Here is a 13,858-nt window from a genome sequence, read left to right as displayed (position 1 = left end):
GTCCAGGGAACCGTCGTGTGTGCGTTCAGTATTCGGCCATCTCGTCGGCGGCGCGATCGGCCGTCAGTGCCGACACCTGGATCGGCACCCCGGTCATGTTGGCCATACCCGCGAGACGTTCGAGATCGGCCGGCTCCGAGGAGATCAGGGCGTTGACATTCACCCCGCCGGCACCGAGGTCGTTCGCCGCGGCTGCGTTCGCACGGGTCCAACCGCCGGAACCGTTGTGCCCCCAGCCATGTGGGATCGCGACCACACCCGGCTTGATGTCCTCGGTGATCGTCACCGGCAACGAGATACGGCCGTGACGTGACGCGACGGTCACCAGGTCACCCTCTCCGAGACCGCGTGGGGTCGCATCATCGGGATGCATCCGGGCCGCGTGCGACCGGCCTCCGCGCAGGAGCATCGGCGCATTGTGCTGCCAACTGTTCTCCGAGCGGATCTCCCGCATACCGATGAGCCGCAACGGATACTGCTCGTCCGGGTCGACGGTCAGCCGCTCGACCTCGTCCATCAACTCCGGCGCCGCCAGCCGAATCCGCCGATCCGCGAACGTCACCGTTTTGCGCAGCTGCCCGGGAGCGAGACCGTCGGCCACGACGATCCCGTGCGGGAACCTCTCGACGAGCTTGCGATAGGTCACCCCGTCACGTCGTAGACCGAATCGATCACCGCCCAGGCCCATCCGGATCACCAGGTCGGACACCACGCGCGGGGTCACCGGCCGTCCGAGACGTCGCGTGACGACGTTGACGAGATGGAACGCACCGAGCAGCGGATTCCGCCTCGACAGCACTCCGATCAGCTCGTTGATCACCGTCCACTCCTCACGCGCCTCGCCCTGAGGCGGGATCACCGCCTCGGTCGCCTGCTTGAACGGCGTCGTGAACAGCGCCTGGAACGGAAGCAGGAAATCCTCGCGTTCGTACATCGTGGTGGCCGGCAGGATGTAGTCGGCGTGGGCATTGGTCTCGTTTCGGTAGATGTCCAGCGACACAAGGAGATCGAGTTCGTCGAGCGCAGCGCGCAGTTCGTCGCCGTTGGGTACCGAGAGCACCGGGTTGCCCGCGCTGACGAACAGCGCACGCAACTGTCCCTTTCCTGGCGTGGTGATCTCCTTGGCCATCAACGACGCCGGCGCAGTACCCAACACCTGGGGCAGGTTCCCGACGCGGCTGCGCCGACCAGCCCAGGCGAAGCTCGAAATTCGTTGGAGTGCAGCCACACCCAGTCGTTGTCCGGGGACACCGAGGTCGCCGAACATCGACCCTCCGACGACGTCGAGATTGCCGGCCACGAGGTTGACCATGTCGAGCAGTGCGGTCGTCAGCGTGCCCGTCCGGCCCAGGGACGTCCCTACGCGTCCGTAGACGGCGGCACGTTCGGTCGAGACCAGGGCCCGGGCGATCTCCCGGACCCTCGCCGGCGGGATGTCGGTGCGGGCCGCGGTCACCTCGGGCGCATAGCCGGCCACCATCGCCTTCAGTTCGTCGACCCCGCGCGCCCGGCGCCGCAACCGCTCCTCGTCGACCGATCCCTCGTCGAACATCACCTGCAGCAGCGACAGCAGGAACAGTGCATCGGTGTCGGGGGTGATGGGCAGCCAATCGAATTCGCGGGCGGTCTCGGTGTGCCGAGGATCGACCACGAGAACGGTGCCGCCCCTCCCGGTGATCGCGTTGAGCCCCTCGCGGATGCGTGGCGAACTCATCACCGAGCCGTGCGACACAACGGGATTGGCGCCGATGATCATCAGGTAGTCGACCCGGTTGATGTCCGGGATGGGAGCGGCGACGGGGTTGCCGTACAGGAAGTGACTCGCCACGAAGCGGTTGTTCACGTCCTGCGATCCTGCCGAGTACACATGCGGTGTCCCGAGCAGGTTCATGAAGACCGCCGCCCACAGGACGTGCCCGGTGGAGAACGTCGCGGGATTGCCGAAGTACCAGCCGACGGCGTCGCTGCCCCGGGCGCGCTGGACCTCGCGGAGACGGTCGGAGATCTCGGCCAGGGCGGTGTCCCAGGAGATCTGTTCGAAGTCGCCGTCGGGGCGTCGGCGCAGCGGATGACGCAGACGATCCGAGTCGTTGACGATCTCGGCGAAAGCGATGCCCTTGGGACAGGCGAACCCCTTCGACAGCGGGTGGTCCTTGTCGGGCCGCAGCGAGACCAGCCGATCACCGTCGACGGTGGCGATCATCCCGCAGAGCGGCTCACAGATCCGGCAGTAAGTGGGCTTGTCCTGCGTCATGTGCCGTCCCCCCGGCCTCGGGTTGTCGGCCGAAGGCCTATCGTCGTGGCAGTCGGTGTGATTCCGTTCACATTTGATGACAAGTGTTGCATGATGACACCACCCGAGGCATCCCACGGAGGAGGTCCCTGTGACCGAAATCGACGCCACCGAAGCCACCCGATCGGCAAGCGACACCGAGAACCGCGTGCGCGACGTCATCATCATCGGGGCCGGACTGTCCGGCATCGACTGCGCCTATCGTCTGCGTGAGCAGAACCCGGACGCGGACTATCTGATCCTGGAACGACGAGCCCGGGTGGGCGGCACCTGGGATCTGTTCCGCTATCCCGGCGTCCGCTCCGACAGCGACATCTACTCGCTCAGCTATCCGTTCGAGCCGTGGCGGAAGCCGGGTGCGCTCGCCGAGGGCGCCGACATCCGGAAGTACATCGAGCACACCGCGCACAAGTACGGCATCGCCGATCAGATCCGGTTCTCACAGCATGTGCTGACCGCCGACTGGGATTCGTCGACCGACACCTGGACGCTGGGCGTCGAGGTCGGGGACGGCGAGGACAAGCGATCCGAGACCTACCGCTGCCGCTTCCTGGTCTTCGCGACGGGCTACTACGACTATGACCAGCCCTACACACCCCGGTTCGCGGGCGCCGAGGACTTCACCGGGCAGATCATCCATCCGCAGCACTGGCCGGAGGATCTCGACTACCGCGGCAAACGCGTCGTCGTCATCGGCAGCGGCGCGACGGCGGTCAGCCTCATCCCGAACCTCGCCGACCAGGCCGCACACGTGACGATGCTGCAGCGCTCACCGTCGTACATCTTCTCGTCGAAGCAGAAGGCCTACCTCGCACCGGCCCTCAAGAAACTGCTGCCGCCCGCCGCCGCCCACCGGGCGATCCGGTTGCGCTATGCGACGCAGACCGCGGCGATCGTGCATCTCACCCACCGCTTCCCGAAGCTCGGCCGGAAACTGATCCGCGCCAACGTCGCCGCGAACCTGCCGGAGGACTATCCGGTCGACGTCCACTTCAACCCGACCTACAACCCGTGGGACCAACGCATGTGCCTGGTTCCCGACGCCGACCTGTTCAACGGCATCACCGAGGGATCGATCGAGATGATCACCGACCACATCGACCGCTTCGACGAGACCGGCGTGCGCCTGACCTCGGGACGGCATCTCGACGCCGACATCATCGTCACGGCCACCGGTCTGCAGCTGCTCGGGTTCGGCGGCACGCGCCTGCGCGTCAACGGTGACGAGGTGAAGCCACATGACCGCTTCGTCTTCAAGAGCCACCTGCTCGAGGACGTCCCCAATCTCGCCTGGTCGGTGGGTTACACGAACGCCTCGTGGACGCTGCGCGCCGACATGACGGCGCGGTCGGTGGCGAACCTGGTGAAGTACATGCGGGAGAACGGCTACACGCACGCCTATCCGCATCTGGGCTCGGAACCGATGGCGTCGCAACCGCTGTGGGACCTCAAGGCCGGCTATGTCGAACGGTCGCCCGACGCGCTGCCGAAGTCGGGCACGAGCGGGCACTGGAAGGTCCGCCACAACTACTACCGCGACGCGATCGACCACCGCATCAGCAAGATCGACGACTCGATGGTGTTCGGGCGGATCTGAGGGGGACGCCTGTCCCCCGGATCCAGACCGGTTTGTCGGGTCCGCCGATCGCGGTGTTACACCGAGTGGTCCGAACGGTCGAGATTTGGCCGCAGATGACCGATCTTCGCTGGTCAGGCCTTGCCTGGCGTCCGACGCGCCGCTGATACTCGAAGTCGGCGAGCGCCTCCGCCCGCCACGACCGCGTCCGTTGTCGCCGGCGCGTCGGCAAGAGGAGTTCGCCCCGATGACTTATCCGCCCGGTTTCCCGATCCATCCCTCGACGCCGTTCGGTGCGATCCCTCCACAGCCCCAGAACCGGCGGGCCCTCACACTCGTTCTCGGTGCGATCGTCGTCGTCCTGGCCCTGGTGCTCGCCGCCGGGATCGTCTTCGTCGTGAAAGCCCGCAAGGGTGACATCTACGTACCCGGCCTCACGCTGGCCGCGGCGAACGATCCCGGCATCGATCCGTTCACCGACCCGGTGCTCGTCGCCGGTGCGGGGAACCTGCCGGGGAACGTCGCACTCTCGGCGAGCGTCGGGGCCCCTGACATGGGTGGCCGCGCGGTCAACGGCACCGAGGCCGGTCTGTACGCGACCGGCGACACCTCCGCGTGCGACACCGCGGCACTCAGCGACCGGCTCATGGCCGATCCGGCGACGGCCGCCGCCTGGACGAGCGTTTTCGGGATCAGCACCGCCGCGATCCCGCACTACCTCAACACCCTCACCCCGGTGGTCCTGACCGCCGACACCTGGGTCACGAACCACACCTACACGTCGGGGCGGGCAGAACCGTTCCAATCGGTCCTGCAGCGCGGCACATCGGTGTACGTCGACGCAGCGGGCGTTCCGCGCACGATGTGCTCGAGCGGCAATCCCCTTGCACCACCGGTCTCGGCACCCCTCGGCGGCTACCGGCTCGAAGGTCAGCCGTGGCCCGGCTACCAGAGCCGCGAGGTCACCCGCATCGCCTACAACAACCAGAACGTCACCGCGGGCAGCCGGACGTCGATGATCGTTCCGGGCGCACCCACACCGGTCGCGGGGACGAGCGGGTCGGTCCTGCAGCTGTTGAACTTCCTCACCGGCGAGATCCTGCCTCGGACGATGGGCGGACTGCTCGATCTGTCGGGACTGCCACCTCTTTCCGAACTGTTGCCCACTCCGGCTGACCTGAACACACCCTTCGCGGCGGGCACCGACGAGGACGCCGAACGCAACGGACTGCTCGAGGCCGGCAACCCGGCCGCCGCGCCGGCGGTCGTAGAGCGTGCCGCAAAGGACAACGGCCTGCCGGCCGTCGCACCCGCCTCCGACTCGTCGGAGCAGCCGGGTTCCGGTGCATCGGGTCCGGCCGAGGCGCCGTCGTCCGGTTCGTCCGAGAATCCCGCGTCCCCGAAGTCCGAATCCGAGAGCCCCGCATCCCAGACCGCCGTACCGCCGGAGATCCCGAGGTCGGCTCCGCCGGCGGACACGTCGACCTACGAGGCTCCGCCACCGGCGGAAACCCATACCGAGACACCGACGACCACCGAACCGACCACCAGCGAGTACGTCCCGCCACCCGAGGAGTCCGGCCAGGCACCGGAGCCGCCGGCGGAGGTGCCTTACTCGTCGCCGGCCGCATGAAAGTCGACCTGCTCTGACCTGCTGTGATGCCCGCGTTCCTGGCATGACCGCCTGCTGAGTCAGCCGGGTGACCCCGAGCGCGGTACGGTTCCAGCATCAGGTCTGATCAACCGACCAACAATGTCTCCCCGGTCACCTAACCTGGTGCCGAAGAGGTTCGCGGTCGGTCATCGTCTGAGCCGGCTCATCCGGACTGCTCGTCCCGCACCGACACCGACCGCAACCCGACGCACGTTTTCCCCGCAGCACTGGGCGCTCTCGATCGCAGCGCACGAGAAAGGAAGTCGACATGACAACCGACTTCACCGTGGACTCGAACATCGATGACGCCTGGCGCACATTCCAGCTTCACGTCGGCGACCGCCTGGCCAACCTCACCCCCGGTTCGACGCTCACCATCCAGCTGGACCCCCTGATCCCCGAAGGTCCTCACGGCAGACTGCGCTTCACCCTCACCGGTTCGAACCGCCTGCGGTGCACCATCGACGACACCGATCTGCACCCTACCGAGGAGTACTTCCTCGAGCATCTCGAGATGCTCGAGGCGCTCGGCTGGCGTCGGCTGCGCAACCGCACCCACATCTACGAGGTGGGCCGCCGACGCGTCGACGAACTCGCCCACGCGACGGTGGCCACGTTGCGTCAGGTCTGGGAGGTCGTGCATCCGGCTTTCCTGGACCACTCTCCCGCGGCACGTGCCGAGCCGCAGATCGAGGTGGCCGTCCAGCCCTTCGACGACGATCACCTGCGTGCGCTGCTCGTCGGCTCGCTCGAAGACCTGACCGGCTGCCGGATCCAGACCGACGCCGACGGCGACATCGCCCTTCCGACCAAGCCCGTCTCGTCGTGGCTGAGCCCCCGTTCGGACGCGCCCCGTCTCGAGTTCTTCGCGCGCCTGGCCGGTGACATCACCGACCGCAGACGTGCGGCCGACATCGTCGCGGCCCAGCCGACGATGGGTTCTGCGGTCCGGGTCCACCTCCTCCAGAACGAGGTGTTCGCGACACTGACCCTTGAGTGCGCGGTCTTCCACCCCCACAACCTGAGTTCTGCGCTCGCCGAGTGGTTCAGCTTCCTCGCGGACTGCGCGCCCAACGTCATCGAGCAGATCACGCAGAGCGCGACACCAGATCTTCCCGAGACCGAGGAACGCCTGCCGGATGCGTTGCAGACGCTGCTCGAACTCGACCCGGACGGCCGGTCGCTGAGCGCCCGCGAGGTCGCGAAGATCTGCCGGTACAACCAGGCCGACATCCTCTCGTTCATCCACACCTGTGAGGAGCAGCACCTCACCTGGCGACGCTCGGCCGCCGACGCGGCTGCGGCCTCCGATGCGGCCGAAGCCGACGCATGCCGTCACGAAGCCGACGCCTGGCGTGCGACGACCCACAATCTGCGCGCCGCGCTCCGTGTCGTCGTCCTCTCCGACGACGCGGCCGACAGTCGCCCGACGGCCAAGTGACCGCGCGCACGACACCGCTTCCTCGCCTAGCGCTTTCCGGGTAGTCCACCCGGAGGATTCCGGTTCCGTACACGAGCGCGACGGTGGTGTGTGAGCTATATCGGTAGGGGGTCTCCTGCGCGCGACCCCGCCCGGGCATTCCATCGGAGCATTGCATGACCCTCACCACCGACCACGGCACGCTGACCTTCACCTTCCCCGAGTTGGGACCCGACGCCCGTCTCCATGTCACCTTTCCCCGGACACTGCGCGCCGGCGATCTGGCCGCCCGGGCCGGACTCACCGCCGACACCACGCTGCGTCTCGCGCAAGGCTCTCCGACGGGTGACGCCGACGCCGTGATCCCGATGTGGCAGTCCGAAGCGACGTGGATCGATTTCTCCTCGCCGCATCAGCACCCGTTCCTGGTGATGATCGGCGTGGACGGGGTCAACGCGATCAGCGGGAAGGTGTTCACCGGCACGCCCGACTTCGACACCGACGACTACATCGAGGTGCCCACGCAACAGACCCTGGCGTCGTACCGGACGGGTACGGGCGGTCACCGGCAACTGGTCGCGCCGTCGACCCACACGAGCCGGGGACCCGATCCGCGCGGAACGCTCGTGCAACTCACGGTGATTCCGATGCGGGCCGAATCCTGGGCTCGACGCCGCCACCACGCGTCGGCGAGTACCTGCGTCCTCTGCGACATCTCGCGGGCAGAGCAGGCCCGTACCCCACCGCGCACCGCGGTCGCCCGGATGATCGGTCCGCTCGAGTCCGCCGACACGTGGCACCCGACCCGCATGGGGTCGGCCGCCGTTCGGATCGTCAACTCGGTGACGTGGGAGTCGCTGACCGGTCTCGCACCACGACACTCGCGGCTGACCTGTGCGGACTACCTCGACCGTCGACTCCCCTGGCATTCGACCTACCGCGAATCCGACTGCCCCGAAGCGGCGAGGGACGAATCGAGGAGGCATTCCTCTCGGCTGTAGATCTCACCCGGGTGTCAGGAAGGCGTCGTAATATTCGAGTTCCGCGGGTTCGCCGGCGGCCGTCATTCACGAAGACCCCAGCTTGAGGAGTGCGAATGTCCCCCGATTTCGATGCCGTCGTCGAGGCGGCATGGCGGGACTTCACCGACACCCTCGCGGACCGCGTGCCGCAGCTGGCGCCCGGTCAGTCGTTGACCGTGGTCGAGGCGGCGGCCGGTGGCTGGCGCAGGCGGATGACGTTCGCGGTCGCCGACGAGGACCGGTTGCGCTGCACCATCTCCGCGGGCGATCTGACGTGGACCGACAAGGACCGCTGGATGCGGCAGGCCACCTTCATCGTCGACCGGGGCTGGTGCCGGCTCGAGGGTCGCAGCGCTTTCTGTTACGAGGTCGCCGACCACCGGTTCGGTGACCTCGCACGGGCGGCGGTACGAGCGCTCCGCGAGGTCTGGGGAGTCATCCACCCGTCCTTCGTCAGCATCGGCGATCCGTCCTACTCCCGGCATCAACTGACGTCGGGTTCGGCCGACGTCGAGTCCACGGACCACGCCTCCGGAGCCGAGGGTCATGGCCGCGGGTTGGGTGCGCACGCGCTCGACCCGGAGACCACCAATGCCGACACGATCCGCTTCGCCTCGCTGGCCCATCCGCTCGACGCACCGGCCGAGTCCGGGGTGGTGCCGCAGTCCAAGGACCATCTCGTCGAGCTGGTCCGGGCGGCGATGGCGGCGGCGGGCCGGCCGGTGGTGATCAGCCCCCGAAAGGCCATCTTCCTGCGGTCGTCGGGCACGTCGCTCCTCCGGCCCACGCGCGACGCACGCGCGCTGGAGATCGTGACGATTCTGAGTTCGGCGGTGCCGGCCCCGTCGGTCCTCGGGATGCTCGTCTCCGAGTTCTCGCCGCGCTGGCCGGAGATCGCCGTGGTCGTCCGCAACGGCCTCGTGTACGCGCAACGTCGCCTCGACGTCGCCGTGTTCAGCCCCGCCAATCTCGACGCCGCGCTGCGCCGCTGGGACGAGTTCGCCGGCTCGGCCCGCGCGGAGATGATCGCCCGCCTGGAGAGAGGCCGGAAAGCCGCACACCGGTGTCGCGGCGAACGCCTTCCCGGAGCGTTGCTGGCGCTGCTGCGCGTCAACCAGAAGCCTGGGAACAAGCTGTCCCCCACCACCGTGCTCATCGCGTGCCGGCGCGATCCCGAACGTGTCCACGAGTTCTTCGACATCTGCGCCGCCGAGATGCGCGAGTGGATGGACAACCTCGCCTCGGCCCGCAAGGCCGAGCTCGGCGACGAGGAGATCGCGTTCTGCGAGGCGGAGCACCGCGCCTACGCCGAGGTGGCCCAGCTGCTCCTCAGCGCGATGGAGCTCACCTGACGCCTTCGCCGGTGGACGAGTAGGACAGGTGCACCACGCCGTTGTCGAAGGACTCCGTCTCCACCAGCGTGAGCGGTAGGTCGGCGAGGCCGTCGAAGAGGCGTGCGCCGGTGCCGAGCACCACCGGGTAGACGAGAAGGTGGAGTTCGTCGATCAGCTTGTCGTGCAGCAGAGCTCGGACGAGAGTGCCGCTGCCGCTGATGTACAGGTCGTGCTCGTTCTTGAGCTTCTCGATCTTCTCCGGGTCATACGCCCCGATGACCTCGGAGTTCTGCCAGCCCGTCGCCTCGTCGAGCGTGCCGGACACGACGTACTTCGTGGTCTCGTTGAAGAACGGCGCACCGGGGTCGTCGTCGACGGTGCGTTCCGACCAGGCCGGTCCGAACATCTCGAACGTCTTGCGGCCCAACAGGATGCCATCGCACGCGCCGGTGAAACCGCCCACCACCTCGCTCATCCGGTCGGTGAACCCGTAGGGCATCGTGAACCAGCCGTCCATCCGGAACTCATCGGTGACGTCCACGAGCACTGCCAACCCGACCGAAACGCCGTACACGCCGAATCCGGTCCACTAGGGTTCGGCCCAGCGGGTGCGCAACGAGGCGACCCGGCGAGGAGGTTCTCGTGGCCACCGTCCACACCGCCGCAGGGCCGGTCGATTCCGCCGAACTCGGCAAAGTGCTTGTGCACGAACACGTCTTCATCGTCGGCGAGGAATTCCGGCAGAACTACCAGGACGACTGGGACGAGGACGCGAAAGTCGCCGAGGCCGTCCACGACCTCGCCGAACTGAAGGAACTCGGGATCGACACCATCCTCGATCCCACGGTTCTCGGTCTCGGCCGGTACATTCCGCGTATACAGCGGATCGCCGAGCAGATCGATCTCAACATCGTCGTCGCGACGGGGCTCTACACCTACAACGACATACCCTTCCAGTTCCACTACGCCGGTCCCGGCCTGCTCTTCGACGTGCCCGAACCGCTGGTGGATCTGTTCACCAAGGATCTGACCGAGGGCATCGCCGACACCGGCGTACGCGCCGCATTCCTCAAGTGCGCCATCGAGGAGCAGGGACTGACGCCCGGCGTCGAACGCGTGATGCGAGCCGTCGGGCAGACCAGCGCGCAGACCGGTGCACCCATCACCGTGCACACCAACCCGCACACCCAATCGGGTCTGGTGGCACAGAAAGTGCTGGCCGAGGAGGGTGCCGATCTCACGAAGGTGGTCATCGGTCACTCCGGCGACAGCGTCGACCTCGACTACCTGATGAAGATCGCCGACGCCGGCTCCATCCTGGGCATGGACCGATTCGGTCTCGACCTGCTGTTGCCGTTCGAGGACCGGGTGAACACGGTCGCCGAACTGTGCAAGCGCGGCTACGCCGACCGCATGGCACTCGCCCACGACGCGTCGTGCTTCATCGACTGGTTCGACCACGAGGCGAAGAAGCAGGCGCTGCCCAAGTGGAACTATCGCCACATCAGCGATGACGTCCTGCCCGCGCTCCGTGAACGCGGCGTCAGCGACGCGGACATCACGACGATGCTCGTCGACGTTCCGCGTCGGTACTTCGAGTAGCGCCTCAGGCCAGGGATCGCTGGTAGCGGCGCATACCGCGCAGCCAGCGGTCGTAGTCGGCGCCCTTCTGCCGATACATGTCCAGCACCTCGGCGTGCGGGAGGATCAGGAATCGTTCGTCGGCAACGGCTTCCAGCACGATCGCGGCGACCGCATCCGGGGTCAGGACCTCACCGGCGGTTTCGACGGCCTTCTGCATCAGCTTCTGGTCCGGTGTGGCCGAGTCGTCCTCGGGCCGCAGCAGCTTGGTGTCGACGCCCATCGGGCACAGACAGCTGACCCGCACACCGTCGTCGCCGTGGGTGATGTTGAGCCACTCGGCGAAACCGACGGCGGCGTGCTTGGTGACCGAGTACGGCGCATTGCCGATCTGGGTGAGCAGTCCGGCGGCCGACGCCGTGCTGACGAAGTATCCGCCGCCCCGCTCGATCCACTCCGGCACGAGACGACGCGCCGCCCGGATGTGGCTGCGCAGGTTGACGTCGAGCGCCAGATCCCACATCGCCTCGTCGGTGTCCAGGCCGCCACCACGTCCGATACCGGCGTTCGCGAAGTACAGGTCGACCGGCCCGAAGGTGGACTCGGCCAGGCGGACGGCCGCATCGATGTGGTCGTCGCTCGAGGCATCACCGGCGATCGCGACGGCGGAGTCGCCGAGTGCATCGGCGACACTTTCCGCCGACGCCGCGTCGAGGTCGGTGACCACGACCTTCGCGCCCGCTTCGACCAGGGCGTGCGCGAGCGCACCACCGATCCCACCCCCACCGCCGGTGACGATGGCAACCTTGCCTGCGACGTCCATGGGGATCTCCTTCGATCGGTGAGTCTGGATAAAGACCTACCAGACGTGCGCATCGTCTCTGGCGGCTGACCCGTGCCGAGGGATTCGCTCGTGGGTCTGGCCACGCTCCACGCGGTGCGACACTGGACGTCATGACGGCCGGGGTTTCTCCGCCGGCGCATGCCGAACTCGACGGCATGCTGGACGAGCTCGCGCAAGGGGCCGCCGACTGGGCGGCGATGCCACTCGAGCAACGTGCAGATCTGTTCTTACGCACGCGAACGACCGTCGACAAGGTCAGTCGACGCTGGGCGGAGGTCGCGCCGGCTCCGGTCTCGGCACCCTCACCCCCTACGCGGCACGGCCCGGTTGGTCGCGCATCCCGCAGGTCTTCCGGTCGATCCTCTTCCCCTGAGCCACGGATCACCGTCCGGATCGGGCGCCTTCTACACCATCCCACCGACAAACTGCGTGTCACCGAATCTTCCTCATTAGTGTTGCAGCACAGCGGATTAGCGAGTACTGTCGAACATACATTCGCACTATCGGTTCCGGGGGGTGACCGTCATGGCAGACGCAAGACCAAGCGCCGCCGCGGTCGTCGACCAGATCCACTCCCTCATCGACGAACTGCAGACCGTCGACCTGACGCAGTGCTCGGATGCCGAACTGGTCGATGTCGCCGCCGAGACCGAACGGGCGATCGCGCGACTGAGTTTCGCCGGGGACCGTCAGGTCGTCGAAGCCACCGAACGTGACCTACCCCGAAAGACCGGCCATCGCAGCGTCATCCAGTTCATGACCCACCGCCTCCGGATCGCCGAACCCATGCGGCGCCGCGACCAGATGTCTGCCACCGCAACCTTTCCCAGCCCTACCGGCGAACCACTCCCACCCCAGCACCCCACCCTGGCCGACGCCTTCGCCGACGGGCATGTCGGCCCCGCCCATGTGCGTGCGGTCATCGACGTGCTCGACCAGATCCCGCACGCCGTCGACCACGACGTCAAGGTCGCCGCCGAACGACAGATGACCGAGATCGCCGTCGACCACACCCCCGCCGACATCACCAACCTCGGCGCCCGACTGCTGGCCCACCTCGACCCCGACGGCACCCTCACCGACGACACCGACCGCAAACGACGCCGCCAACTGTACGTGAACCGGCAACGCGCCGACGGCACCGCCAAACTCACCGCGAACCTCACCCCCGAAGCACTGGCCCGCATCACCATGTTGCTCGCCGTGTGGGCAAAACCCGGCATGAACAACCCCGACGACCCCGAATCACCCTGCGGCTCCATCGAAGACGCCGACCCCGACGCGGTGGCGGCCGCCGCCGAACGCGATGCCCGCAGCCCGGCCCAGTTGAATCACGACGCCTTCAATGCCCTGCTGAAAGCCGTGTTCGAGGACGGACTCCTGGGTAAGAGTCACCGCGGGCTACCTGTGCAGCTGATCGTCAAGGCCGATGTGAACGATCTGATCCGCGAAGCCGGGTTCGCAACCACCGCCACCGGCACCCTGATCCCCATCACCGACCTCATCACCCTCGCCGCCGACGCCCAGCCCTGGCTTGCGGTGTTCAAAGACGCCACCGCGATCCCGCTGTACTTCGGGCGCGGCAAACGCCTGGCCACCCGCGAACAACGACTGGTGTCCTTCGCCCGCCCCGACGGCGAGGTCTGCTCCACCCCCGACTGCGACCTATCCGCCACCCACGTGGAAATGCATCACGCCCAACTCGATTGGGGCCTGGGCGGACTCACCGACATCACCGACCTGACCCCCGCGTGCCCGAAACACAATCGGATGGTCGGCGATCAACCCGGCCAATACACCACCCGCATGGTCCGCGAGGGCCCCGACGAGGGTCGTTGCGTCTGGCGGCTCAACGCCGAACCCGGAGCGCCCCCGAATCCCGAACGCATCAACCGGCGACCCGATATCCCTCGCCGGTTCGCCGAACACCTCCACCAGGTGCGCACCGACATCCACGGACCCGATGAGGCGTCCGGCGATCAGCCACGCCTGCAGCTGCGTCAAGTCATCGACCTGCGCAACGCCTCCGACGCCGAAGCCACCCTCGCCTCGATAATGCTCGCGATCGCATACCCGCGCGTGTGAAGCGAGCGTGGCGAGGGACGGTCACCAGCCCTTCGAGGCTCGTCGCTAA

General features: G+C 67.3%; 10 protein-coding genes. 7 read left to right on the top strand and 3 right to left on the bottom strand.

All coding sequences use genetic code 11. The features are described from left to right. Positions 1-25: 25 nt before the first annotated feature. Entirely contained in the window at positions 26-2,254 is a 2,229-nt protein-coding gene (locus GOAMI_RS20195; protein ID WP_006438451.1) for a molybdopterin-containing oxidoreductase family protein, read from the bottom strand. 130 nt (positions 2,255-2,384) lie between these two features. On the opposite strand from GOAMI_RS20195, the gene GOAMI_RS20190 reads away from it, so the two are divergent. From GOAMI_RS20190 to GOAMI_RS20170, 5 genes are all read left to right on the top strand, one after another. Continuing rightward, entirely contained in the window at positions 2,385-3,890 is a 1,506-nt protein-coding gene (locus GOAMI_RS20190) for a flavin-containing monooxygenase (protein ID WP_006438450.1), read from the top strand. Between the two features lie 226 nt (positions 3,891-4,116). Then, entirely contained in the window at positions 4,117-5,502 is a 1,386-nt protein-coding gene (locus tag GOAMI_RS20185) for a DUF6777 domain-containing protein (RefSeq protein ID WP_006438449.1), read from the top strand. 289 nt (positions 5,503-5,791) lie between these two features. After that, positions 5,792-6,964, top strand: coding sequence for a TY-Chap domain-containing protein (locus tag GOAMI_RS20180; RefSeq protein ID WP_006438448.1), 1,173 nt, complete (start codon positions 5,792-5,794; stop codon positions 6,962-6,964). A gap of 155 nt (positions 6,965-7,119) precedes the next feature. Then, the gene (locus tag GOAMI_RS20175) at positions 7,120-7,944 is read left to right on the top strand and encodes a hypothetical protein (RefSeq protein ID WP_006438447.1); all 825 of its coding nucleotides are present in this window, start codon (positions 7,120-7,122) and stop codon (positions 7,942-7,944) included. A 95-nt stretch (positions 7,945-8,039) separates the two neighbouring features. Further along, positions 8,040-9,317, top strand: a complete 1,278-nt coding sequence (locus tag GOAMI_RS20170) for a TY-Chap domain-containing protein (protein WP_006438446.1) — start codon at positions 8,040-8,042, stop codon at positions 9,315-9,317. On the opposite strand, the gene GOAMI_RS20165 is transcribed toward GOAMI_RS20170, so the two are convergent. Then, positions 9,310-9,816, bottom strand: coding sequence for a dihydrofolate reductase family protein (locus tag GOAMI_RS20165; protein ID WP_051995447.1), 507 nt, complete (start codon positions 9,814-9,816; stop codon positions 9,310-9,312). The two genes, GOAMI_RS20170 and GOAMI_RS20165, sit on opposite strands and share 8 nt — an antisense overlap. 125 nt (positions 9,817-9,941) lie before the next feature. On the opposite strand from GOAMI_RS20165, the gene GOAMI_RS20160 reads away from it, so the two are divergent. Then, positions 9,942-10,901, top strand: coding sequence for a phosphotriesterase family protein (locus GOAMI_RS20160; protein ID WP_006438444.1), 960 nt, complete (start codon positions 9,942-9,944; stop codon positions 10,899-10,901). A 4-nt stretch (positions 10,902-10,905) separates the two neighbouring features. On the opposite strand, the gene GOAMI_RS20155 is transcribed toward GOAMI_RS20160, so the two are convergent. Further along, entirely contained in the window at positions 10,906-11,703 is a 798-nt protein-coding gene (locus GOAMI_RS20155; RefSeq protein ID WP_006438443.1) for an SDR family oxidoreductase, read from the bottom strand. Between the two features lie 546 nt (positions 11,704-12,249). Here GOAMI_RS20155 and GOAMI_RS20150 point away from each other — a divergent pair. Further along, positions 12,250-13,809 (top strand): DUF222 domain-containing protein, encoded by a 1,560-nt coding sequence (locus GOAMI_RS20150; RefSeq protein WP_006438442.1) that lies wholly within the window; start codon positions 12,250-12,252, stop codon positions 13,807-13,809. The last annotated feature ends 49 nt before the right edge of the window (positions 13,810-13,858 follow it).

The organism is Gordonia amicalis NBRC 100051 = JCM 11271 (assembly GCF_000332995.1).
Taxonomy (GTDB): Bacteria; Actinomycetota; Actinomycetes; order Mycobacteriales; family Mycobacteriaceae; genus Gordonia; species Gordonia amicalis.
The sequence above is the reverse complement of the archived record's forward strand: the minus strand, read 5'-3'. Positions and strand labels throughout refer to the sequence as shown.